The 25,177-nt window shown below is 33.7% G+C and carries 22 protein-coding genes and 1 riboswitch; of the genes, 17 read left to right on the top strand and 5 right to left on the bottom strand.

Annotation, left to right across the window (positions count from 1 at the left end; translation table 11 throughout):
- Nucleotides 1–128 (top strand): IS3 family transposase (locus F5ESL0261_RS07905; protein ID WP_147446222.1); only part of this gene is annotated, 128 nt, incomplete at its 5' end.
- 83 nt (nucleotides 129–211) lie between these two features.
- Here the strand turns inward: F5ESL0261_RS07905 and F5ESL0261_RS07900 are convergent.
- Both F5ESL0261_RS07900 and F5ESL0261_RS07895 read right to left on the bottom strand, forming a co-directional pair.
- Nucleotides 212–970 (bottom strand): DeoR/GlpR family DNA-binding transcription regulator, encoded by a 759-nt coding sequence (locus F5ESL0261_RS07900; RefSeq protein ID WP_122052807.1) that lies wholly within the window; start codon nucleotides 968–970, stop codon nucleotides 212–214.
- 464 nt (nucleotides 971–1,434) lie between these two features.
- A complete protein-coding gene (locus F5ESL0261_RS07895; RefSeq protein WP_122052806.1) occupies nucleotides 1,435–2,607 on the bottom strand; it encodes an iron-containing alcohol dehydrogenase in 1,173 nt (390 codons plus the stop codon).
- Nucleotides 2,608–2,854: 247 nt separating this feature from the next.
- Between F5ESL0261_RS07895 and F5ESL0261_RS07890 the strand changes: the two genes are divergently transcribed.
- From F5ESL0261_RS07890 to F5ESL0261_RS07850, 9 genes are all read left to right on the top strand, one after another.
- A complete protein-coding gene (locus F5ESL0261_RS07890) occupies nucleotides 2,855–4,240 on the top strand; it encodes a Na+/H+ antiporter NhaC family protein (RefSeq protein ID WP_109586656.1) in 1,386 nt (461 codons plus the stop codon).
- Nucleotides 4,241–4,272: 32 nt separating this feature from the next.
- A complete protein-coding gene (gene mtnK / locus F5ESL0261_RS07885) occupies nucleotides 4,273–5,508 on the top strand; it encodes an S-methyl-5-thioribose kinase (RefSeq protein WP_122052805.1) in 1,236 nt (411 codons plus the stop codon).
- 3 nt (nucleotides 5,509–5,511) lie between these two features.
- Nucleotides 5,512–6,564, top strand: a complete 1,053-nt coding sequence (locus F5ESL0261_RS07880) for a s-methyl-5-thioribose-1-phosphate isomerase (RefSeq protein ID WP_122052804.1) — start codon at nucleotides 5,512–5,514, stop codon at nucleotides 6,562–6,564.
- Nucleotides 6,565–6,640: 76 nt separating this feature from the next.
- Nucleotides 6,641–7,081, top strand: coding sequence for a PTS sugar transporter subunit IIA (locus F5ESL0261_RS07875; protein ID WP_109586653.1), 441 nt, complete (start codon nucleotides 6,641–6,643; stop codon nucleotides 7,079–7,081).
- 6 nt (nucleotides 7,082–7,087) lie between these two features.
- On the top strand, nucleotides 7,088–7,384 hold the full coding sequence (locus tag F5ESL0261_RS07870) for a PTS fructose transporter subunit IIB (RefSeq protein WP_122052803.1): 297 nt from the start codon (nucleotides 7,088–7,090) through the stop codon (nucleotides 7,382–7,384).
- A 35-nt stretch (nucleotides 7,385–7,419) separates the two neighbouring features.
- Nucleotides 7,420–8,823, top strand: a complete 1,404-nt coding sequence (locus F5ESL0261_RS07865) for a PTS galactitol transporter subunit IIC (RefSeq protein ID WP_122052802.1) — start codon at nucleotides 7,420–7,422, stop codon at nucleotides 8,821–8,823.
- A gap of 285 nt (nucleotides 8,824–9,108) precedes the next feature.
- Nucleotides 9,109–10,101 (top strand): 2-hydroxyacid dehydrogenase, encoded by a 993-nt coding sequence (locus F5ESL0261_RS07860; RefSeq protein WP_122052810.1) that lies wholly within the window; start codon nucleotides 9,109–9,111, stop codon nucleotides 10,099–10,101.
- A gap of 4 nt (nucleotides 10,102–10,105) precedes the next feature.
- Nucleotides 10,106–11,560 (top strand): FGGY family carbohydrate kinase, encoded by a 1,455-nt coding sequence (locus F5ESL0261_RS07855; RefSeq protein WP_158595209.1) that lies wholly within the window; start codon nucleotides 10,106–10,108, stop codon nucleotides 11,558–11,560.
- Between the two features lie 5 nt (nucleotides 11,561–11,565).
- Complete coding sequence (locus F5ESL0261_RS07850) at nucleotides 11,566–12,219, top strand: L-fuculose-phosphate aldolase (RefSeq protein WP_109586648.1); 654 nt, start codon at nucleotides 11,566–11,568, stop codon at nucleotides 12,217–12,219.
- A 329-nt stretch (nucleotides 12,220–12,548) separates the two neighbouring features.
- Here the strand turns inward: F5ESL0261_RS07850 and F5ESL0261_RS07845 are convergent, their stop codons facing one another.
- Complete coding sequence (locus F5ESL0261_RS07845) at nucleotides 12,549–13,964, bottom strand: C69 family dipeptidase (RefSeq protein ID WP_122052800.1); 1,416 nt, start codon at nucleotides 13,962–13,964, stop codon at nucleotides 12,549–12,551.
- 203 nt (nucleotides 13,965–14,167) lie between these two features.
- Between F5ESL0261_RS07845 and F5ESL0261_RS07840 the strand changes: the two genes are divergently transcribed.
- A complete protein-coding gene (locus F5ESL0261_RS07840; protein WP_122052799.1) occupies nucleotides 14,168–14,374 on the top strand; it encodes a helix-turn-helix transcriptional regulator in 207 nt (68 codons plus the stop codon).
- 129 nt (nucleotides 14,375–14,503) lie between these two features.
- Nucleotides 14,504–15,388, top strand: a complete 885-nt coding sequence (locus F5ESL0261_RS07835; protein WP_122052798.1) for a phosphotransferase — start codon at nucleotides 14,504–14,506, stop codon at nucleotides 15,386–15,388.
- A 73-nt stretch (nucleotides 15,389–15,461) separates the two neighbouring features.
- On the opposite strand, the gene F5ESL0261_RS07830 is transcribed toward F5ESL0261_RS07835, so the two are convergent.
- Complete coding sequence (locus F5ESL0261_RS07830; protein WP_122052797.1) at nucleotides 15,462–16,775, bottom strand: nucleobase:cation symporter-2 family protein; 1,314 nt, start codon at nucleotides 16,773–16,775, stop codon at nucleotides 15,462–15,464.
- The gene (locus F5ESL0261_RS07825; RefSeq protein ID WP_122052796.1) at nucleotides 16,775–17,353 is read right to left on the bottom strand and encodes a xanthine phosphoribosyltransferase; all 579 of its coding nucleotides are present in this window, start codon (nucleotides 17,351–17,353) and stop codon (nucleotides 16,775–16,777) included. The genes F5ESL0261_RS07830 and F5ESL0261_RS07825 overlap by 1 nt, the downstream gene beginning before the upstream one ends.
- Before the next feature lie 80 nt (nucleotides 17,354–17,433).
- Nucleotides 17,434–17,531: riboswitch (purine riboswitch) on the bottom strand.
- Between the two features lie 190 nt (nucleotides 17,532–17,721).
- Between F5ESL0261_RS07825 and guaA the strand changes: the two genes are divergently transcribed.
- The 5 genes from guaA (at nucleotide 17,722) to budA (ending at nucleotide 24,925) form a co-directional block, all read left to right on the top strand.
- Nucleotides 17,722–19,272, top strand: a complete 1,551-nt coding sequence (gene guaA, locus F5ESL0261_RS07820) for a glutamine-hydrolyzing GMP synthase (RefSeq protein ID WP_122052809.1) — start codon at nucleotides 17,722–17,724, stop codon at nucleotides 19,270–19,272.
- Nucleotides 19,273–19,610: 338 nt separating this feature from the next.
- Complete coding sequence (locus F5ESL0261_RS10310) at nucleotides 19,611–20,009, top strand: site-specific DNA-methyltransferase (RefSeq protein WP_370448913.1); 399 nt, start codon at nucleotides 19,611–19,613, stop codon at nucleotides 20,007–20,009.
- Nucleotides 19,969–21,540: a site-specific DNA-methyltransferase gene (locus F5ESL0261_RS07815; RefSeq protein ID WP_199699946.1), complete on the top strand. Its 1,572-nt coding sequence runs from the start codon at nucleotides 19,969–19,971 to the stop codon at nucleotides 21,538–21,540. Before F5ESL0261_RS10310 ends, F5ESL0261_RS07815 begins: the two co-directional genes overlap by 41 nt.
- 11 nt (nucleotides 21,541–21,551) lie before the next feature.
- The gene (locus F5ESL0261_RS07810; RefSeq protein WP_122052808.1) at nucleotides 21,552–24,164 is read left to right on the top strand and encodes a DEAD/DEAH box helicase family protein; all 2,613 of its coding nucleotides are present in this window, start codon (nucleotides 21,552–21,554) and stop codon (nucleotides 24,162–24,164) included.
- A gap of 50 nt (nucleotides 24,165–24,214) precedes the next feature.
- Nucleotides 24,215–24,925 (top strand): acetolactate decarboxylase, encoded by a 711-nt coding sequence (gene budA, locus F5ESL0261_RS07805; RefSeq protein ID WP_122052795.1) that lies wholly within the window; start codon nucleotides 24,215–24,217, stop codon nucleotides 24,923–24,925.
- Nucleotides 24,926–25,177: the final 252 nt, after the last annotated feature.

Here is a 25,177-nt window from a genome sequence, read left to right as displayed (position 1 = left end):
AGTTTAAGAATCTCACTGAACTGGAAGACGCAATCAGAGACTACATTGAGTATTACAATCAGAATAGAATCAAAATCAAACTAAAAGGACTAACTCCGCTTGAATATCGGAAGCTAGTCCTCAGTTAGCAGCTAATATAAAGTGTCCTAATTTTAGGGTTCACATCAGATATGTTTAGGAGCACTTTTTAAATGTTTTTAATTTAAATAGATTAAATTTCTTTAATAAAGAAAGAATACTTTTGAGCCGCACTTTGCCATGAATTGCTGTCATTTATTTTATCAGTAATTATTCCGTCAATTTCTGTTAACGGACTTACAGAAAATGCTGAAACAGAATCAAGTTTTGAATGATCAGCAACGATTAAAGTATGCTTGGCTCTTTTAATAAATGAACTAAGCATTTTTGAAGAAGAAGCACTTTTATCTGTTATTCCGCACTTTACATCAATACCAGATGGACTTAAAACAGCATAATCGGCGTTGAATGAATTATATATTTCTGGAGTTTGTGTTTTGAAACTCATGTTTTTCTTATTTAAGGAACCACCAATCATGTAAATATCGATATTATCATTCTTTAAAGCTATATTTGCGCAAGTAAGAGAATTGGTGATTACTTTTAATTTTTTACCGTCACTCAATAATTTTTTCAAAACTTGAATAGATGTAGTAGAAGAATCAATAAATAATGTATTACCATCATCTATTAAATCTGCTGCTATACTTGCAATTTCTTTCTTTTCATTTACTAGCATTTTGTCCCGAGCACTATAGGGTACACTTTTATTATATTCAAACGAATAGGCTCCGCCATGCACTCTACCTATTTTCTTTTTGGAAGATAGGTAATCTAAATCTTTTCTTATGGTTTCTTTTGACACTTTGAACCTCTTAGAAAGATCGTTAACCGATACACTACCATTAATCTTTAAAATATTTTCTATTTCATTTAATCTTTCAAATTTCATATTTTTATTTTTCCCCCCTTGATAATTGTATCTAAAAACCCTTATTATGCCTACTTTTTAAACGATCATGAATTGCTGGAATTAGTATTATCAATGAAATCGCTACAGCAATTATATTTGGTAGAAATTTAATCATCATATTAATTAATAAAAGAATATAAACGATAAGGATAAATAGATTATATATCTTCTTCATACAAGTTTCTCCAAAAAAATAAAAAGTAAATATAAAATTATTTGTATCTTTTTAAAATAAAAAGTTTTCATTCAATGTTGTTACTTATAGAAAAAATTTATCTTTTCCGTTTTATGATGTTTAAATATTAAAAAACAAGTCCTTTATTGTCTTGAGTACCAAATTGAAATTATAGGGGGAAAATAATACTCATTAATTGGACTTGCTTTCTAAGTTTTATCTAAAAGTAAGGAAGGATATATAACGGAAAAATAATTAGTTTTCTTTTTTATAAAGCATATTTATAAATCTGTACAATGTCATCTGAAGTTAATTTCTTATAATGTCCTATAGGATTACTGTCATTTTGTGTCGCGTTAAGTGCCATCTTTTTGAAATTACTGTCATCTTTTATTCCCACTTCACGCAAATTCTTATGCATACCAACATTTGAAAAATATTCTTTGAATTTCATAATAACAATATCGATAATTTCTTGATCGCTGTATTCGAAACTGTCAAGATTGAACAGTCTCTCACCGAGTTGAATAAATTTTTGAGGTAAGAATTGACTGGTGTATTTCATCCATGCTGGAAATACAATTGCCATACCCTCACCATGGGTAATGCCGTATTCAGCACTTAGCTCGTTTTCGATTCTATGAGATGCCCAGTCTGGCTCACGCCCACATTCTAAAAAACTGTTATGAGCAACAATTGAAGACCACATGATTTCAGCACGCACTTGGTAGTCTTCTGGGTTCTGTTTAAGTTTTGTAGCAGTAACCATCAAAGCCTTAATTGCTCCTTCAAGAAGTCTGTCAGTCAAATTTACATCTTTTACAGTAGTAAAATAACGTTCAAGCATATGGGTCATCATGTCAGAGAGCCCAGCTCCAGTTTGATATAAAGGAAATTTTAAAGTATATGCTGGATTCATAATTGCAAACTTGGGCAGAATAATATTGTTTTCTAAAGTAAGTTTATGGTCTTTATTGTTAACAATACTGTCATTTGACATTTCTGATCCTGAAGAAGCAGCAGTTGAAATAATCCCAACAGGTAATGCAGCTTTAGGTTCAGCTTTGCCTGTATAAAAATCCCAAGTTTCACCATCATAAAGAGCTCCTGCCGATACAGCTTTGGCAGTATCAATAACAGAACCTCCACCCACTGCGAGAATAAAATCAATGTTTTCCTTTTTGACAGTATCAACCAGCTTGTCAATTAACTCTATTCTAGGATTAGGTACTATTTCGCCGTTCTCCTGGTATGTAATTCCATATTCGTTAAAACTAGTTTTTATTACTTTTGAAATTCCTAATGTTTCATAGTAGTCACCACTATAAAGCACTAGGGCTTTTTTGGTTTTACTGTATTTATTGGCTAGTTTGCCGATAAGTTTTTCTTTTCCTTCGCCAAAATAAATTGCGACAGGATTATGATAATTAAAATTTTGCATATTTACCTCCAAATAAATAATTTTTTAACTAACAACTTGTTCACATGAACTACTAAAAGTATTTCACAATATGAAATCGATTTCAATAGTTTTGACAACAAAAAGTTATTTTTCAAAGATAATCGATAAAATAAAATTTCTTTTTTATCTTTTTTGTTTGTTTTGTATTGATTTGCAAATTATAGCTGTTATAATTATTTACTGTAAGCGCTTGCTAAAAAAGAGTAGTTAAGTTAAGAGGTTAATTATGGATGAACAAAAAGTAAAAGGGTCATTTACTGGTCTTATGCCACTTATTGGATTTTTGATTTTATATGTTTTATCAGGATTAATTAGTGGCAAATTTGATAGTATGCCTTTGTTGGTGGGAATGATCATAGCTGCGATTATTTCCTTTGCTATACCACCGCAAAATGGACAAAAAAATATGAAATTATCTGAGAAAGTAAAACTTTTTTGTCAAGGTGGAGGAGAAACAAATTTAATGACAATGGTCGTTATATTCATTTTAGCAGGCGCTTTTCAGGGTGTTGCTACTAAAATGCATGCAGTTTCTTCGGTTACCAACTTAGGATTGAGTATATTACCGCAAAATTTAATTCTACCTGGAGTATTTCTCATTGGTATGATTTTAAGTTTTGCAATGGGAACATCAATGGGTACGATTGCTGCATTGATGCCAGTTGCTATAGATGTTGCTAATAAAACAGGTGTGAATCCTGCATTAATGGCTGGTATTGTAGTTGGAGGGGCAATGTTTGGTGACAATAATTCATTTATCTCCGCTTCAGCAATAGCCGCAGTTCAAAGTCAAAAAGTTTTGATGCGTGATAAGTTCAAATTAAATTTTCTTGCTTATATACCGGCTATAATTATTAACTGTATTGCTCTGGCATTTGTGCCAATCAAGAGTGTTTCTTTAACTAGTGGTTATCAGTTTAGTTTCGTCGATATTATTCCTTATGCTTTGGTTATAATATTGTCTTTAATTGGTATGAATGTAATGTCCGTACTAACATTAGGTATAGTTTCTGGTATATTCATTGGAGTGTTACATGGTGATTTTGGTTGGATAAGCTCAATGGCATACATTCAAAAAGGCATGGCCGGCATGGAAGATATGGCTATTATTGCCGTATTTGTTGGTGGCGTAGTCGAAATGATGAAGTATCTTGGCGGAATTCAATGGCTAATTGATAAGCTCGGACAATATACTAAAACAAAACATGGAGCTGAACTTTCAATTGGAATGCTAATTATTTTACTTTGCATTGCTACAACTAATAATACAATTGCAATCGTTGCTGTTGGTCCGATGGCAGTTACCATTGGTAAAAAATTTAATTTATCGAGAAAACGCGTGGCAGCAATACTTTCTATGTTTGCTACAAACGTTCAGGGACTAATTCCATATGCAGGTCAGCTGCTAGTTTCTGGTGGTATGGCAAAAGTTTCTCCTGTTTCTGTGATGCCTTTTGTTTGGTATTGCTATTTAACTTTAATTTCAGCAGTGGTTTTTGCATTCATTAGTTTTCCTAAGAGCAAAAAAGAAGATACTTATAATAATTTTGAGGCTTTGGATGACGAAGGGCATTTGTCAAAAGATTTTTCCAATCAATCTGTAACTGCTTAAAAATCAGATAATGTTAGTTTTTAGGAGGAAATATGGACTATAAAAGATATTTTAATCTAAACGAAGAAAATGCTAAGCAATATGTAATCGATCATACCAATTTTTTTGAACATGAAAATGCTCAAAAATTGAAAGTAAAAGAAGTAAGTGATGGCAATATTAACCATGTTTACAAAGTAAGTGATGGTAAAAAATCATTAATTTTAAAGCAAACGGGAGAAACCATTAGAACTTCTGGTAATCCTCTTGATCAGTATAGGGGTCATATTGAAGAAAGATGTTTAGAGATTCAGCGTAAATTAAGTGGCGGACAGGTTCCCGAAGTTTATGATTACAATGAGACCATGCATGTAATATTGATGGAGGATGTTTCCAATTTTAAAAATTTGCGCTATGAGTTACAAAAAAAGCATATTTATCCTAAATTTGACGAACAAATAAGTAATTTTATGGTTAATGTTTTACTTCCCACAACTGACTTAGTGTTAGAAAGTACAACCAAAAAAAACTTGGTAAAAGAATTTGTTAATCCTGGAACTTGCCAAATTAGTGAGGATCTTGTTTTAACAGAACCTTATTATGATTATAATAATAGGAATACTTTTGATAAACGGCTAACTGATTTTGTGACAATTAATTTATACAATAATGATGTGCTGAAAGCCAACATTGGTCAATTGCGCAATAATTTCATGAATAATGCTCAAGCTTTAATTCATGGCGACTTACATAGCGGATCAATTTTTATCAACACTGACGATATTCGTGTCTTCGATAGTGAATTTGCTTTTTACGGTCCCATTGGTTATGACATTGGGAATGTGATTGGTAATTTGATATTCCCTTATGTAGTACAGAAAACTTTTAAAGCTAAATTTAAAGAAGATAATACCGAAATTATTAGTTGGCTTCACGACGCTATTAAGAATGTTTTTGACAAAACTTTTACCAAATTGGCCAATAAATATGATCAAATTGTTGAATTCCCATTTTACCGTGAGCGTGAATTTAAAAATCAGTATTTGCGTTCTATCAAAAATGATACTTTAGGTTATGCGGGTACCGAAATAATTCGCAGAACAGTTGGAGATTCTAAAGTAATTGAAATTACGTCAATTGAGAATCAAGAAATAAAAAATTTAGTAATGAAAATACTAATAAAGATCGGAATTGATTTGATCCTAAATCGCAAAGAATATAACAATGGCACTGAGATTATTTTAGATATAGATGTGATTATCGCACAAATAATTAAGCAGGAGGGATAAATTATGCAAAGACAAGATAGCGGTATGCCATTTCTTTTACAATACGAAAATGTCGCTTGGTATGAGGATGGACAAGTAAGAATATTAGACCGTAGAGTATTTCCAGGTCAAAAAAAGTTTGCTTATTGTAAAACTTATCAAGAAGTTATTAAGGCAATTCAAGATATGGTTACTCAAAGTGCCGGTCCGTATACTGCCGTGGGCATGGGAATGGCTCTTGCTGCTTATCAATGCAAGGATAGGTCAGAAGACGAACAGATTTCCTTCCTAACTAAAGCAGCTTGTGAATTAGGTAATGCAAGACCTACCACAGCAAATAGATATTCAGCAATAACCAATAGAGCATTGAAACAACAAAAGGAAGCTATCAAAAATGGTAAGTCAGCTATTGAAGCAGCCTTTAATGACACAATAGATTCTTTAAACCGCCGCTATATGACTATGCAAAAAGTTGGCAATTATTTAGTTGATATTATGCCAAATAATTCAAGTTTTTTGACTCAATGTTATGGCGAAACCATTATTGGAGCCATAATTAGAAGAGCAAAAGAGACGAATAAAACTTTAAAAGCCTATGATGCCGTTACTGAACCCTTTTTACAAGGTAGCAGACTAACTGCCAGCTGTTTTCAAGAAGCTGGTTTTGACACTACAGTAATTGACGATAATATGGTTAATTTTGTTCTTGAAAGAGGAGACATTGACTTCTATACATCGGCTGCTGATACGATTGCTATGGATGGTCATATAGCTAATAAAATTGGTACAAAGCAAATAGCTATCTTGGCTAAAAGAATTGGGATACCGTATTTTGTTACTGGTATTCCTGATCAAGACAAATTAACTGGTGAAACAATAAAAATAGAATACCGTGACTCAAAACAGGCTTTACAATTTGGAAGTCAAAAGATTGCAGTTGATGGTGTTAATTCCATTTACCCCGCTTTTGATATAACCCCACCATATTTAATTGACGGTATTGTAACAGATAAAGGTATATTTTCACCCTATAATCTAAGTGCTTACTCAAATTTTGGTAAAGAGAACTTTTATTAAATACTTCAATATTAAGAAATGTTTTTAAAAGTCAAGCACTACTCAATTAAGGCATTCTTCTAATAGAGGTGATTAGATGAAATTCAATAAAAACTTGCTTTTAGACAATCTTGAGGTAGAACAAGAAGAATTATTTAAATTGGCGGCGGATAAGCTGTTCCAAGAAGGTTACACAAGGAAAAGTTATTTAAAAGCTTTAGTTAAAAGAGAATCAGTTTTTCCAACAGGATTAAGAACAAAATCAGTCGGAGTAGCAATACCCCACTGTGATCCTGTCAATATTAAAAAAGACGGCATATTGGTTGCTCGGCTAAATAAACCAGTATTGTTTCGACAAATGGGTGACTTTGAGACTAAAGTTGAGGTCTATTTGGTTTTCTTTATTTGTTCAACTGGAGGCCAGGAACAACTTAAAGATTTGCGTGAACTTATGGCTTTATTTCAAGACAAAAACTATTTAGATAAGGTTTATCATTCAAAAAATATTTATAACACACTCATATCATGGAAGGAATAGATAATTATGGCAAAAGTAATAAATCTTTTAGCAGTTTGTGGTTCAGGAACAGTCAGTTCGACAATGGTGGCTGAAAAAGCGTCTGCTTATATTGAGTCATTAGGTTATACGGTTAATTCACAAGAGTTAAACCCACAACAGGCTTCGGAAAGAATTCCAGAAGGTCAATTCGATATTGTTGTCTATACTTCTCCAATACCGGGAAATTTTGATGTACCAATCATAAATGGTACAGGACTGTTAACAGGAATTGACGAAGAAGAAGTATATTCTCAAATCAAAAAAGCCTTAAAAATTGAATAACCTAATTATTTATAAAAGAAAGGTGGGAAGAAAATATGCAAACTTTTAAAACAATTATGGATACCTTTGGTCCAAATATTTTTGTCCCGGTTGTTATCTTTATTATTTGCTTATTTATGAGGATTAATGTAAAAAAGGCATTTAATTCAGCAATTTTAGCCGCAGTTGGATTAGTTGGTTTTAGTATGATAACTGACTACTTTACTCCAGTAATTTCTCCGGTGGTAGATAAAATGTTAAAAATTGCTCATCTCAATCTACCAGTTTTGGATATTGGATGGCAGGCAACAGCTGTAATAGCATACTCAACCCATATTGGCATGATTTTCATCGGTATCTTACTAGTTTTCCAAATATTTTTATTTGCGGTAAAATGGACAAATGTTTTTATGCCAAGTGATTTGTGGAATAATTACTCATTGATACTTTGGGGGTCAGAATTATACTTAATGACTAAAAATGTCTGGCTGGCCAGTTTCTTAATGCTTTTCGGCAACTTAGTTTGTTTATTGTATTCAGAAATGATTGCTACCAGGTGGTCTACTTATTACGGCTACCCTCAATGTACGCTGACTGCGCCACACCAAGTATGTAATGTACCAATTGCATTAATTTTAAATTATGTTTTATCTAAACTAGGAGCCGACAAAATACAACTTAATCCTAAAAAAATTCAAGAAAAGTTAGGCTTTTTGGGTGATCCAATGATTATTGGATTCATTGTCGGAATGCTATTAGGCTTGATAGGAAACTTTACTATGCTGACCTCAATTAAATCTTGGGGGCAAATTTTAACTACTGCTGTTACTACAGCTGCTGTTATGACTATCTTTCCAAAAGTGGGCAGCATTTTTGCAGCTTCATTTTCGAGTATCACTTCTGCTTCACAAAAATCAATGAAGAAAGGTGGTCGTGAATGGTATGTTGCTGTCAATGATGCACTAGGTTACGGTGAAACTGCTACTTTGACTACTGGAATTTTGATGATTCCATTTGCTCTTATTCTCGCTTTTGTTCTACCTGGTAATTTAGTTGTGCCAGTAATGTGCCTTACAGGCTTTGCTTATGACTCTGAAATTAATGTAGCCTTATCAAACGGAAACATTTTTAAAGCTTTGATTATGGATATAATAATATTCACAGGTCAGCTCTATATCGGTTCTTATTTTGCACCAATGTTTACTAAGATTGCTAGAGAAACAGGAGTAACTATGCCAAAGGGGAGTCTTATGGTAATAGGTTTTGTTGCTGCTAACATTCTGATGGGGCTAATCACGATCGGATTTTTAACGAAAAATCCTCTTATAATTGGAATAATAGTATTGCTGTATGTCGTTCAATTCATATACTACAAGAAGAATAAACAGAAGGTGACTGATATTATAGAGAAACATTCGGATTACTCGGATAGCCTAAATAAAAATTTAGAAGTGTCATAATTTATTAAAAATAGCCAAATGATGAATTACTGTTTGTCCAAACAGCTATTCATCATTTTTTATGCTTTAAAACGGTAAAAAAGACAATAAAAGTAATAAAAAAGTTGCTTTTTTTACTGTTTTTTATTGTATTTAGAGTTTGCGATGCTATAATGAAACTGTAAGCGCTTATAAAAACTTGTAAGGTTGAATATTAGGAAAGTAAATTTCTTTTCTGAGCCTTACATGCTTAATAAACAAATTATTCCTGGAATTCAAAGTTTTAAAATGTTTGAGGAGTTTTATATGAAAATTTATATCAGAGCTGAGATAACTGAAAAATATCGAGAACAATTAAAGCAGTATTTTAGTGAAATTGTCTATGATCCATGGACAAAGAATGGTGAGCGCTTTTATCCAGATGAAATGGCTAAAAAGATGTCAGAGATTAATCCAGATGTGCTCATTACTGAATTAGATCAAATCAATGACAAGGTTTTAGCCAAATCATCAAATTTGAAGGCTATTGTAGATTGCAGATCTACACCAGAAAATATTGATGTAGATGCGGTTAATAAATACAAAATACCCTTAATACATACCCCAGCAAGAAATGCTGAAGCTGTTGCTGAAATGTTGGTCGGTCTGATAATTACCAAGCAAAGACAGATTATTCAAGCAAACAAATGGGTGCTGAATGGAAATTGGAAGCCGGGCACAACTCCTTATTATATTTGGAAAGGTCACGAATTATATTCGCAAACAATAGGCTTTGTAGGTTTTGGAGCTGTTGCTAAAACGGCAGCAAAATTGCTTGAAAATTTTGGCTGTAAAATGCTATTTTATGATCCTTATGTTGAATCAACGAATACTAGCGCAAAAAAGACAGATTTAGAAACTTTGTTTACAAATTCTGATATTGTTTCTCTTCATCTACCAGTAACTTCAGAAACTAAAGGTATGATTGATCGCAAATACCTTAGTTTAATGAAAAAGAGTTCCTTATTTGTAAATACATCTAGATCAGCGGTGGTAAATACTGAAGACTTATATGACTGTTTAGCCAAAAAGCAGATTAGTGGAGGCATTATAGATGTTTTAGATGTTGAACCACCTGAAAATAAAGATGATCTAAAATTAGCTTTATTAGATAATGTAATTTCAACACCACATATTTGTGGCTCAACATATGAAGTGGTTTTACATCAATCTGAAATTGCAGTAAATTCACTGATAAATTATCTTAAGAAAAATTATCAAAAAGCCAATATTATTAATAGTAATGTTTTAGATGGTTAATATAATGAATAATAAAGACTTTTATTTATTAATTGATGTTGGTACAGGTAGCAGCAGAGTAGCTCTTGTTGATGAAGATAGAAAAATTTATGATATTCAGCATGTTAAAAATGTTTATCAGAAAGATAATTTTGGAGGCATGTTTATAGATTTTAAATTATTTTTGAATAATTTAGAAATCGTGACAAAAAGAGTACTGGAAACTTTTGATATAAATATCTCTGCTATAACAGTTTCAGGAGCAAGGCAAACTTTTTTCTGCCTAAATAAAAACAAAAAAGTTATCTTTGGTATTCCAAATATAGATGACAGAGGGAATCGTTTTGTTAGCAAATATTCAAAGTTTCAACAGTTAGTTTTTGATAAAACTGCTAGAAATATTTCAGGTGATTTTCTTGCTATGAAATTAGCTGGGCTAAGAGAAGAACGACCAGAACTTTTTCATAAAGTTTATTCATTTACCAGTTTAAGTGAATTGTTTGCTTTGTTATTCTGTGATAAATGTATTATTGAACCTTCTCAAGCAGCTGAAACCCAAATATTTAATCTGTTTGAAAAATGTTGGGATCCAGAATTAATTAGTATTTTTCAGTTAGATTCAATTTCCTTACCTGAACTTGTGGCTTCTCAAACTATATATCAAATTACGAATAAAGATTTATTAAGAAAATTTGGTATTAGAAATGATGACTGCAAGTTTATAGTTGGTGGTGCAGATACCCAGTTGGCTATGAAAGCCGTACTACCAGATAATGAAAAAAACACTTTATGTTTAGTTTCAGGTACAACCAGTCCGATCAATTTAAGAACAAAGACTCCTGATATAAATAAAGATCATTGGTTAGATTTGGACTTAAAGGGAAATAATTATGTTTTAGAGTATAATCCGGGAGTAACCGGACTTAACTATGAGAAAGCCAAGAAATTCTTTCTTCCAAATAGTTCTTATCAAAGTATTGAAGAAACAGTAGATTTGAATAATATTCAAAATATATTTGCCAGCTTTACCACTCAAAGTTTTTTAAAAAAGAATAATGCTCGCAAATATGGGGGATTTTTCATTTCGCCTCCTTTTCCAGATTCGATAACTAAGGAGCAATTAATTGGGGCTATAGCATTAGACATTGGATTTTCAATCGCACGTAAAGTTAAACAATTAAAAAGGGATCAGAATTTTAACTATAAATCAATTGTCGCTTGCGGTGGAGGATTAAATTCTAGAATAATACCACAAGTTGTCGCAAATATAACTGATTTGCCGGTAAAGGTTTATGAAAACTTCCAGGAACCATCAATTATGGGATGCTTTGAAGTGATTAATTCTGCTTTAAATAAGAATAATCAAAGCAGTATTTCAAAAGTTAGATTTGAATATTATCCCCAAGAGAGCAAAGCTTTGCAGGATAGTTTTGAAGTATGGGAAAATTTGAATTTAAGCATAATACAAAATAAGGAGTAGCAATTATGGATTATTTGAATGAACGCAAAAAAATTGTTGAATATGGTAAAAAATTAGTTGACGAGGGTCTGACTACTGGCACAGGCGGGAACCTTAGCATATATGTTCCTGAAGATCAGGTTATGTTAATCAGTCCTTCAGGTATTAACTATTATGATACAAAGCTTGAAGATGTAGTGGTTATGGATCTAGACGGCAATATTAAGGAAGGAAATCGCAAACCTTCCAGTGAATTTGCAATGCATTCAATTTTTTATAAAAATAAACCGGGTGTGTTGTCAGTTATTCATGCTCACGCAGATTTTGCCACAGCTATGTCTTGTTTAAGAAAGAATGTTCCGCCAATTCACTATGTAATTGCTGATATGTGCAAAGAACTTAAATGTACAGATTACAAGATTTACGGCTCACCTGAAATTGCTGAGGAAGCATATAGAGTAATGGGAGATGATCATGGTATTTTATTAGCCAACCATGGACTTTTAGCCACTGGAAATTCGATTGAATCTGCTTTAGGTAATGCTGTTAATATAGAGTTTTTATGTAAGCTATATATTTACGCTAAGTCTGTGGGTGAACCAGTTGCACTGACAGATAAAGAAATGGATGCAGTTGCTAAAAAATTTACTAATTATGGTCAACCGAAATCCAAAAAATAGTATTGCAGCTACTAAAGCTCAATTAGACTAATAACAACCACCAAACTAAATAAGTACCAAAACTTATAGTCACTTTCAGGTAATTTTTCCACCAAAACTTAGGAATTAAAAATTATTTTCAAAATATAAAAGAGGATAGCTCACTTAATTTAGGAATTATCCTCTTTTCGTTTAATCTAATTATAAAATCATATACCCTTGAATATATAACTAATAAGCAGTCAGCTATACTGAAAAAAATTGTTAGATCTAATATTAAATTACACTCTATTTAAGAAAAGTAAAAACGGCAGAGCTTATACTCTACCGCTTTTTTGTATTTCAGTGTTCTAATCTAACAAGTCAAACTTAAGTGTTGCTAGATTATGGCCTTCATTGACCATGTTACCCAGCAGTTCAATGGTGTTGTCGTAAACTTGATCAGCCATCTTTTGGTTGGCCTCAGTTAATAAGTCTTCAGTTTCTTTGCCTGACAGACCTGCAACTTTTTTATCAGTTTCATGTTGAATGAAGTGACATTGTGCCAATGATTTTTGCTCAAAGTCATTTTCTAGTTCACCGTAGACCTTAAAGTTAGTGTCACCCAATTGTGCTGTTAATTTGTTTAACCAGAAAATTTTATTCAAATCGAACTTTGGACCAGTCTGGAAACTGGCTGGTGTGTCGTTGACATTCGTGTAGAATGGGACAAAGCTGTTAAAAGTATTTGGACCAAAGCAAAGCCATTGCACGCCAGCAATTTCTTCAGGAACGTCATTTCTAACTTGCAAGATATGAGTTTCGAAGTTGCGATTAAGGGCAATTGGACGGAAGGTCTTCTTTTGTTCAGGAGTACCTTGGTCGCCATAAGGATCAAATGGCGTATCTTGATAGTGGGAACTTTCAACAAAACAAATGTCCTCGATGCTAATCTTGCGGTTAGCATGGCAAATAAATGGTTGATCTTGATCACTTGGCTTGCCACCGAATTCTGGATCAAAGTAATTGTGAACAAACCAGGCACGTGGATTGTTGTAGTGGGCGTCTTTTATGGTTGAGCTACCAAAGATGTGTCGCATGTTGTATCCTTCACGGTCAGGATTTAAGTGGTATTCCTTGATCAAATCTTCTAAGGCATCGTCTGCCAAGAAACCATCTTTACCAAAATGGAATTCATCAATGTTTAAACGGTTAGGAGCAACAACGTAGGCGTCATCAGGGATGCGGCGTGCAATCCAGTGGTGACCACCAATAGTTTCCAGGTACCAAACTTCATCGTGGTCGGCAAAAGCCATACCGTTCATTTCATAAGTGCCATATTTTTCCAGCAAATAACCAATGCGCTTAACGCCATCAAGGGCGCTGTGAATATAAGGCAATGTCAAAGTAACAAAGTCTTCTTCACCAAGACCGCCTTTTGCAAGAAGGGGATCAATGCCTTGTATACGTGCATTTGTGGTAATAGTTTCAGTAGCAGTCATTGCTACGTTTTCTGAGTTAATTCCGGCTGCACCCCAGATGCCGCTTTCACCAGAGACATCAGGTGCACTAGTATAACGTAAAGGCTTTTCTGCTAAGTCCTCATCATCAATCTTTTGGTGACTAATGACACTTTCATAGTGTTTAGGTTGCTTTTCAGGTGTAATAAGTTCAAACCCTTCAGGAATTATTTCACGGCCACCGTCTTCACTTCTGGCAATCATAGCTGAGCCGTCAATGGTGGCATTTTTACCGACAAGAATAGTCGTACATTCTGCTTTTTTCATTTAATCTTTCCTTTCAAAATCACTTAACCTATATTGTATTAAAAAAAACGGGTTGTTTGCAAAAAAATGAGTAAACTTAAGCCTAAATTATTATTACTTTTTCGATTTAAAGATTTTAACTAAAATATATTTTTGGTGTTGGCTCAAAATAAAAAAGATGTTTTACTAAAAATGTCCAGTATGTTTGACAGGAGAATGAACTAGTGAAAAATAGAATTGCTCAATTGCGTAAAAAGCAGAGATACTCACAGGCTCAATTAGCCGAAGCTGCCCATGTTACTCGGCAAACGATCAACGCCATTGAAAATGATAAGTATGACCCATCTTTAGGACTCTCTTTTCGCTTGGCTCAAATATTAGGGGTAACGGTTGACAAGTTATTCTTATATGAGGGTGAAAAAAATGATTAATACAAAGAAAAACATTGTTTATGGTACGTTTTTATACTGCTACCTTGATTGGCAAGAAAACCGGTAAACTACTTTTGTGCTAAGTTGCTTGGGCATTGCCCAAATTGGTGAAATGAAAGAATTAGGCTAATGATTATAGAAAAATTTTTACAAGAAAAACTGCAAGCTGACTTAACAAAGATCACACACGAGTCACAAAACAGCACCTTTGTTGGTGATAGTGCAAAGTTTAAGCAAAAAATATTTGTCAAAGTCTTTGCACAAGAAGGTAAATTCTTAACCGAAAAAGCTGTTAATGAGCAACTAAATACTCGTGTATTAGATTCCTTTGCTGTCAAACAAACGCAACAATTTGTTTTGGTCATGAAAGATTTGGCGCCAACTGATGTTAAAGGACAAATTACCTCTGATATAGCATTTAAGATGGGAATACAGTTAGCTCGTTTTCACCAAAACGTCAAACCATTTTCTGGAATATACCTTAATAATCGGTTGTTTGAGAAAGCAAAATTTGACAGTAATAGTTTGCAGAATGAAGAAATTAAAAGCAGACTGCTGCAAGTGTTAGCTTTATTTACAACGCGAAAAGCGGATATTGCAGAAGACCTAAAGGCTCATGCAACTACTGTTTTACATGGGGATGTAGGTTTACGTAATTATAAAATTGTTAGAGGGCAACTGAGTTTAATTGATTTTGAGCGCGCTCGCATGGGGGTAAATTATCAGGACTTCATTAAACTTTTTTACCAAGATTTTAGATTAAATCAAAAACTAATTGCTTCCTTTATAAATGGGTATAGAAAATGTGGTGAAGAAGTAGCAGTTACTCCTTTGACGCAGTCCTTTCTAATTTTTATAACTGCGATTGGAATTATGAAATATACTGAAAAAATTGCTGACAAGCCATTTAAGCAAATTGGTGAACAAATGCTGGCAACCTGTTTTTCATTTTTAGGTATCGGCAGTCAAGATAACAACAAAGTTAACATGCACGCTTTAATATTTACAAATTAAAAAAGTATCTTCTTATTTTGAAGATACTTTTTTGGTGCAAACAAAATTGTCTCAAGGGTAAAAACAATTTTATTTACATGATATTTGCAGTTTGAGTTTTTTGTTTTGCCTTTCTATCACCTCCTTTAAGTAAGAAATTCAGAATAGTAGCTGACAAGCTGGTAATTACGATCCCATTACTTAGAAATAATTGGACAGTAGCCGGCAGATTTTTGAAAAATTGGGGATAAATAGTAACGCCGAGTCCAAGTCCAACTGAGATGGCAATAATTAGCACATTATTGTTATCACTGAGGTCAACTTTAGCTAAAGTCTTAATGCCTTGAACAGCAATCATAGTAAACATGACCAGCATGGCACCACCTAAAACTGGGGTAGGAATGATTGTTACCATTGCGCCAATTTTGGGCAACAAACCCATAGCCATGAGTAATCCGCCAGCCCAATAAATCGGACGCTTGGTTTTTATGCCTGATAATTGCAAAAGACCGACATTTTGCGAAAAAGTGGTATAAGGAAAAGCGTTGAATAAACCACCAAAAATCTGCGCGATGCCTTCTGCGCGGTAACCTTTTTTCAAGTCTTCTTCGGTGACGTCATGGTGCAAGAGGTCACCGATAGCGAAGAATACGCCGGTTGATTCGACCATTGAGACTAAAGCAATGATGATCATTGTCAGACTGGAAGACCATTCAAATTTTGGTACGCCAAAGTAAAAGAGTTGCGGTAGGTGGAACCAAGAAGCTTCCATGACTGGAGTGAAGGAAACGAGTCCTATGCAAGCTGCAATGACAGTTCCGGCAACAAGACCGATTAAAACTGAGATTGACCTGATGAATCCTTTAGTCCAAATTTCTAATGCCAAGATAATGAACATGGTGAAAAAAGCCAGAAGGAGATTTTGACTACTGCCAAAACTTTTAGCAGCAGAATTGCCACCACCCATATTTTGAATTGCCACTGGAACAAGTGTTAAACCAATAGTGGTGATTAAAGTCCCTGTTACGACAGGTGGAAAGAATTTTTTAATTTTAGCAAAAACGCCTGAGATTAAAACGACAAAAATGCCGGCAACTATAATGGCACCATACATGTCGTTAATTGAGAATTTCTGCCCAATCATTTGCAAGGGGGCAACTGCTTGAATGGCGCAACCTAAAATGACTGGGAAGCCAATACCAAAGTACTTATTGCGCATTAATTGCAAAAGTGTCGCAAGGCCGCACATGAAAATGTCAATTGAAACTAGATAGGTCATTTGTGCAGGAGAAAATTTTAGTGCATTACCAATTAGAAGGGGTACAGCGACTGCCCCGGAATACATTGCTAATAAGTGCTGTAAACCTAAAACCGCTGCTTTTTGCTGACTAACTTCTTTTTCTGCCATTAGTTTTCTCCCACAAAATGTACTTGATTGTTAGCTAAACTAGCGATTTCTGCCAATGCTTCAAGGCGATAGCCGTGTTCTTTAAGCCAGTCGCTACCGCCTTGGAAAGTTTTTGCGACTACGATACCGACGCCAGCTACTTCAGTACCAGCTTGGTTAGCAATATTAATCATGCCTTTAACAGCTTCTCCGTTTGCTAGAAAATCATCGATAATTAACAGGTGGTCATCTTTGTGCAGGAATTTTTGTTCAACGCAAATCTGATTGGTAACTTTTTTAGTGTAAGAATAAACATCGGCCCAATAGACAGCATCATTAAGTGTTGCAGGTTTTTTCTTGCGGGCAAAGACCAGAGGCACGTGTAATTCGTAGGCTGTCATTACTCCCGGTGCAATTCCAGAAGCTTCGCAAGTCAAAACTTTTGTGATGCCACTGTCCTTAAATAGTTGACTAAATTCTTCTCCTACTTTCTTCATTAGTTCGGGATCTACCTGATGATTTAAAAATGAGTTGATTTTTAAAACGTTACCGGGTAAAACTTCTCCGTCACTGCGAATCCGGTCTTCTAATAATTTCACTTTTTCCTCCTTCATCACAAAAAGGGCTTTTTCTACCAAAACTATGGTAAAAAAAGCCCTTTAAAGCAGCAAATAGCCACATAAAATGCCAAATTATCCATAGTTCAGAATTTACGGTTCTGAGTAGAAACTGCCGACCTTATTACGGCAATATATAGATATTTATTTTCCTGTTGCAAGCATTGTAACAGAGTCGCATAATATGTGCAAGACCAATTTTAGAATGAAATCGCGAATTATTTAGATAATTATTTTTAAAAATATTCGTGAATTATTACTATGACGCTAAAAAATTGTTGACCAGTGACCTATTTCTTAGTAAAGTTGATATGGTATTGAAGATAGTTAGTAAAGGAGCTTGGATGTCGGTGAAAAAGAATATTAGTGACTTTGATGAAATTATTGTGCTGGATTTTGGTAGTCAATATAATCAACTAATCACACGCAGGCTGCGGGATTTTGGGGTTTATTCCGAGTTGTTGCCGCATGATATTAGTATGGACCAAATAAGAAAGATTAACCCCAAGGGCATTATTTTTTCAGGTGGGCCCAACAGTATTTATGACCAAAACGCTTTGAAAGTTGACCCTGAAATTTTTAAATTGGGCATTCCTATCTTAGGCATTTGTTACGGTATGCAACTAATGGCTTCTTATTTAAACGGCAAGGTCGAAAAAGCAGCTAATTCTGAATACGGTCGTGCCGACATCGAAGTTGAAGATACTAACTCTGTTTTATTTGCTGGATTGCCCAAAGATGAATACGTGTGGATGAGTCATGGTGATTTGGTCACAGGGGCACCCGCTGGCTTTGAAACAGTCGCTTCAAGTAAAAATTGCCCAATTGCCGCTATTGCTAACGATCAAGCCAAAATGTATGGTATTCAATTCCACGCGGAAGTGCGCAATACGCAGTATGGACTTGATATCCTGCGTAATTTTGCCTTTAAAGTTTGCGGTGCTAAAGCTGACTGGTCAATGACCGATTTTATTGACCTGCAAATTGCTGAAATTAGAAAAACTGTGGGGGATAAGAAAGTAATCCTGGGTTTATCCGGTGGAGTGGATTCCAGCGTCACCGCCACCCTTCTGCACAAAGCGATTGGCAACCAGCTGACAGCCATTTTTGTGGATCATGGCATGTTGCGCAAAAACGAAGGCGATGAAGTAATGGCTGCCTTGAACCGTGATTTAGGCGTTAACATCATTCGAGTAAATGCCCAAGAGCGCTTTTTAAATAAGCTGAAAGGTGTCACCGATCCCGAGCAAAAGCGGAAAATCATAGGCAAAGAGTTTATTGAGGTGTTTGCGGACGAAGCCAAGAAAATTAAGGATGTAGACTTTTTAGCCCAAGGCACTCTGTACACCGATGTGATTGAGAGTGGCACAAATACTGCCCAGACAATCAAGTCGCACCATAACGTTGGTGGGTTACCTAAGGATTTACACTTTAAACTAATTGAACCTTTGCGCAAGTTATTTAAGGATGAAGTGCGTGAACTGGGTGAAAAATTAGGCATCCCGCACGATTTGGTTTGGCGGCAGCCATTCCCAGGACCTGGTCTTGGCATTCGCGTTATTGGCGAAGTAACCGAGGATAAACTCAAATTGGTGCGTGACAGTGATGCAATTTTGCGGGATGAAATTAAAAAGGCCGGTTTACAGGAAAAAGTATGGCAATACTTTACTGTTTTGCCCGGTATCAAATCCGTGGGCGTGATGGGTGACGGTCGCACTTACGACTATACTATTGGTATTCGTGCAGTTACATCAATTGATGGGATGACCGCTGATTTTGCTCGCTTGCCATGGGATGTTTTGCAAAAGATTTCAACGCGTATTGTCGACGAAGTGCCCAACATCAACCGTGTAGTCTTTGATGTTACCAGTAAGCCACCGTCAACGATTGAGTGGGAGTAAGCTGACAATGTTAGTTGATGAGGAAATCCTGATTTAACAGCATTAATGAGAACAACATTTCATACAAAATAGCTTAAATTAATAAGATTATATGCCGAAAGTCTACAAAAAAGAAATCTTTAGTTAAATAAAACCTTCGGGCTCTTTGCTTTGAATTGATATAATGTAATTATTAATGTTTATAAGGAGGATGAGGAATAAAATATGGCTGTAGAATCAAAAGCAATGGATCATATTCGGAAAGTATTAGAGGAGTTTGGAGACAAGTACCTTACTAAAGATGTGCTCTAAAGAGAAACACTGTAATTGAAGATCTTGATAACTATGATAAAGATCTAATGACTGCAATTTTAAAAGATGACTTATTACATGAGACATACACTTCAAAGATTGCAGATGTAGAAATTTTTGAACTTAATAAATTTATAGACATGCTTCGCTACAAAGAGTATTGGGAGGATAGTTTTACCAAATATAACAATAAGATTGGCTTAACAGCAGTTGGAAGGTATATTGATGACTCTTCTGATGTAGTTCTTGATTTTCCTTATAAGGATTGTGTTTTAAAAGCTGGTATGACTAAAGAAGATGTTGAACATTCGGGAGATGCAGATGAACCATTTTTAAATGAAACACTAGCTAAGCCTGAGATTGATGAGTTACTTGAGCCGAAAATTTTTGTTAATGCTACAAAATATGATCAAATGGGGGGGTGTACCAGCCTCCTGTATATCTGATGAAGATAATTTGATTATTAAGGGAAATAATCTTATTGCTCTACATACAATTAGTAAAATTTATGCAGGGAAAGTAAAACTCATCTATATTGACCCACCTTATAATACAGGATCAGATTCTTTTGTATATAATGATAAATTTAATCATTCAGCTTGGCTTACATTTATGAAAAATAGACTAGAAATAGCAAAAGATCTATTATCATTGGATGGTATGATTTTTGTTCAAACAGATGATAAAGAACATGCTTATTTAAAAGTTTTGATGGATTCAATATTTAAGAATAAGTATCTGAATACTATAGTTATTAAGGCAAAATCTTCTTCTGGTGCCAGTGGCGGTGGTGAAGATAAAAAATTTAAAAAGAATGTTGAATTTATTTTAGTCTATGCTAATTCAGAAGCAAAAATTAATATTCAGAAAAAGCCATTCCTACTAAGTGATTATATTAAAGAAAGAAAAACTGAAGGAAAAACATTTGCATATACTAATGTCTTAGTAAATAAGGGAATATTAAAAAAAATAGGGGAAACTGAAGATGGCAGAGGGAAAAAAATAGAGCTGTTTGATGTGAAAAATTACGAAATAAAATCAGTTTCTAAACTAGCCAAAGATGAAAACATTTCTCAAACTGATGTATATAAAAAATATATAAACGAAATCTTTACGACGGAAAATGCACAAACGTCTATTAGAGATAGAGTTAGAAATGCAGTTCAGGATGATGGTTATACGATTGCGAGATATAAACCAGTTTCAGGAAAAAATAAAGGAAAAGTTATTGAAGTAGGGTTTATTGGTAAAACTAAGAGATTAGTTAGTTTTCTTTCATCTACAACCTATATGGAAGAGGGAGATATATATAAAACTGAAAAAGCTGGAACTCTTTGGGATGACATTTCATGGAGCAGTATAAAAAATGAAGGAGGCGTAGAGTTTCCAAGTGGTAAGAAACCTGAAAAACTTCTTCAACGTATTATATCTAGTTCGACTTCAAAAAATGACTTAGTACTTGATTTTTTCATGGGCTCTGGGTCAACACAGGCGACCGCACTAAAAATGGGAAGAAGATTTATAGGAATGGAGCAAATTGACTCTCAGATAAAAATATCGCTAAAAAGGCTAAAAAATGTCATATCTGGTGAACAATCAGGAATATCAAAAAAATGTAATTGGCACGGAGGTGGATCTTTTGTTTATGCTGAACTTATGGAGAAAAATCAAGGATATCTAAAAGACCTTCAAAATGCAAAAGATATAGATGATCTAATGTCTGTTTATGCTCGTATGAAACAAAATGGTGATATTGATTTTAGAGTAGATCTAGATAAATTTGAATCATCCCTCAAAGCTGGTGAACTACCGTCTTTTTCAGACCGTAAAAAGGAACTTGTTAAAATTATTGATAAGAACCAGCTCTACTACAATTACAGTAATATTGATGATGCAGATGTTAAAGATTTAATATCTGATTCAGATTATAAATTTAATAAGAGTTTTTATTCTTCAAATGAAGAAGGTAAAGAATAGTGAAAAAAGTGATGAATATAAAGCCTTTTAGCACTCTTGAAAAAGCTAAAAAAGCTATTAGTAGTTATTTTACTAATCTTCCTGATTTTTATTACATAGATGAAAATTTAAAACATACTCTGAGACCATATCAACAGACTGCATTATTTTCTTTAGATTGGTCACAAAGACAAAAAGATGCAGATGAAAAATATAATCAATTAATGTTTAATATGGCCACAGGGTCTGGAAAGACAGATATAATGGCTGCTATTATTCTTTATTATTATAAAGAATTTAACTACACTAATTTTATTTTTGTTTCTAATACAACTGCTGTAGTTGACAAGACAAAAGATAATTTCTTGAGTACTAATTCATCTAAGTATCTATTTTCAGCTCCAATAAATATTGATGGTGAAAGAATTGATCTAAAGGCGGTAGAATCTTTTCCAATCAATCAAGAAGTTAATACCATTTATATCAAGCTTGCTACGGTTCAATCATTATCTAATGAATTAAATGATCCTCAAGAAAATGCTTTAACCTTTGACGCTTTAAAGAAGCATAAGATCATCATCTTAGCCGATGAAGCACACCACTTTAATGCTGATACTAAAAAAAAGCAACGTGAAGAAAATTCTTGGGAAAATTTGCTAGATAGAATTAGGGATTCTAATAAGCATAACCGCCAATTAGAATTCACAGCTACAATTGATGTTGACAAAAAGGAAGTTTACGAAAAGTACAAAGACAAGATTATTTACAAATATGACCTTAGTCAGTTTATGGATGAAGGTTATTCTAAAAATGTTTTTAGATTGCAGGCTAATAATGACAATATGCAAAAATTACTTAATGCAGTATTGTTAAGTCAATATCGTAAAAGAATAGCAGAGAAGCTAAATATTCCAAACTTTAAACCGATCCTGTTAGTTAAATCTAATCGTATCAAGACTTCTAAGGCTGTTAAAGATGAATTCTTAGCAAAGATGAAAAATCTATCTACTAAATCACTTCATGATTTTCTAGTGACTAATCAAAAGCTAAATGCACAAAGTAACGCTTTATCGATGACCTATGAGTATTGGCTATCTAAAGATATTGATAAAGCCTTATCAGAGCTTAAGAGAGATTTTAATCCTAATACTACTATTGACGTTAACGAAGCTGGTACTAAAGGAATCCTAACTAATAACACTGATTTTAAAAACTTGAATACTCTGGAAGACATCAACAATCCATTTAGAATTATTTTTGCAGTTGCGAAACTGACAGAGGGATGGGATGTTCTTAATCTTTTTGATATTGTACGAGTATCAGAGGAAAAAGAATCCAATTCACTTAAACAGACCAATTCTGAAGCACAATTAATAGGACGAGGTGCAAGGTACTATCCATTTAGCTATGAAGGCAAAAGGTCATATACAAGAAGATTCGATCAGACATCATCTCAAGAAAAGAAATTACTTGAAACGCTATATTACCATACGATTAATAATTCAAAATATATTGATAATTTGAACAAATCATTTGATAATATGGATTTAATTGTTAATCAAGACAGTAATTATCAGACATTTAGTGCTAAGGTGAAACCATCATTCAAAAAGACGACATTTTATAAATACGGGAATCTGTTTTATAACAAAACAGAAGCAGTGCCTGATTCTGAATATAAAGATATTGGTGATTATGGGATTGATAACTTCAACATGGTTATTGATTACAATATGAGTACTATAGAGAATGAACTGCGTGGTGAGTATTCTTACGTCCGAGAATCAAATACTAGGTATGATAAAGTGGTTGATTTTTCTGATAAGAATGACTATCGACTGATTAGGAAAGCCATAGCGAGAAATAAATTCTATCGTTTTGATAAAATGAGAAAGTATTTGCCAATGCTAAAATCAGTAGATGAGTTTAGCAAATCACCTAATTGGTTAGGGCAATTAAAAGTAAGTGCTCAAGTTCCTGATCAGTATAAGTCTCAATTATCTATGTTAGAAAAGTTAAATGTTTTAGATATTGCTTTACATAAAATCCAAGAAAAAATTATCAAAAATCATCGTAAAGAACGAGGAACAAAGGAGTTTATGCCTGTTGCTGTAAAGGATGTGGTTAAAGATTATAGCAAGCTAGTACCACAAGCCTCTAATAAGAAGTTTATTAACGAACTTATCCGTCCGAAAAAAATGAAGGATAATGAATGGTTCCCTTATGATTATGCAATTACAGATCAGCTAGAATCTTCTTTGATTAATATGATTGGTAGTTTGATTAAAGATTTTAAGAAAAAATATGACAATGTCTATTTAATTCGAAATGAGGAAACTATTGCTAATTGGAGTTTGCACGAGTTTAAAAATGAAGATATTAAACATTATGAGGGTTATATGCCTGACTTTATTCTAGTTTTAGATAATGGTAATATTATTTATCAAATTTATATCGAACCTAAAGGGGAACATTTACTAGAAAAAGATGAATGGAAGGAAAGATTGTTAGAAAGTATCCGTCCAAAAAATATTAATATTATTGGTGAAAACAGCGACATTAGATTGTATGGTGTTAAATTTTACACGCATGGAGATACCCGTGGTATGGAAAAGGAATTATACAATTTAAAAATTCTGGATTAGTTGGAATTTTAAAAATTCCAACTAATTATATAAATTAATGGGACAGAAATATGACAAAAAATACATTATTTCAACACGGAACTATGCAAATGTTGGTTGAAGGTCTATTGGAAGGTACTTTACCGCTGTCAGAATTGTTAAAGCACGGCAATATTGGCATTGGAACGGGTGATGGCGTTGATGGTGAATTAGTGATTTTAGACGGTGTCGGTTACAAAATAGATGTTAGTGGTCCAGCTGTGAAACTGACGAATGACTTCAAAGTGACATATGCTGACGTTAGTTTTGCGGATTATCACGAATTCAAAGAATACCAAAATGTCGAATTAATAGAAATGCTAAAAGATGTTTTAACCAAAAATAACGTCCAAAATCAATTTTTCGCAATATTGACTAAAGGTGTTTTCCAAAAAATTCGTACAAGGTCTTCTAAAAAATCTCATAAGCCTTATCCGTCTCTGGGGAAAATAGCTGAAAATCAAGTCGAATTTGAAACTGAAAATATCAGTGGAACAATGATTACTTATTACACACCAACTGTTTTTCAAGGTGTTGGAGTTTCAGGATTTCACAATCATTTTTTGGCCGACGATTTAAGCTTTGGCGGTCATGTTTTGGCAGCTACAATGAAAAATGTAGTAGTTAGCGTTCAGCCCATAGAATACTTTGAATTGCATTTACCGATAGATAATCAGGAATTTTTAAATGCCAATTTAAGTGACACCAGCAAGTTGGATAAAGTTATTTCGAAATCGGAATAACTTTATTACTAAGATAAAAATAAATAGTGTTCAACTATAGTTAAAACTATAATTGAGCATTTTTTAATAACTCAAATTTTAAAAAATAGAGTGTCTAATAATTTTGGCAATACATTTCAGGAAGTCAGAATTTGCCAAAGAAATAAAACGCAAACTATTAATTACCCTCATTACTGTAAACCACAAAATTAAACATTTTTAAACTAATTTCTTCCTAGGAATTAGTTTTTTATTTATAACCGACGACTATAT

Source organism: Lactobacillus sp. ESL0261, from assembly GCF_003693025.1.
Classification (GTDB): Bacteria; Bacillota; Bacilli; order Lactobacillales; family Lactobacillaceae; genus Lactobacillus; species Lactobacillus kullabergensis.
Note: the sequence above shows the minus strand (reverse complement) of the source record. Positions and strands in the feature narration are given on the sequence as shown.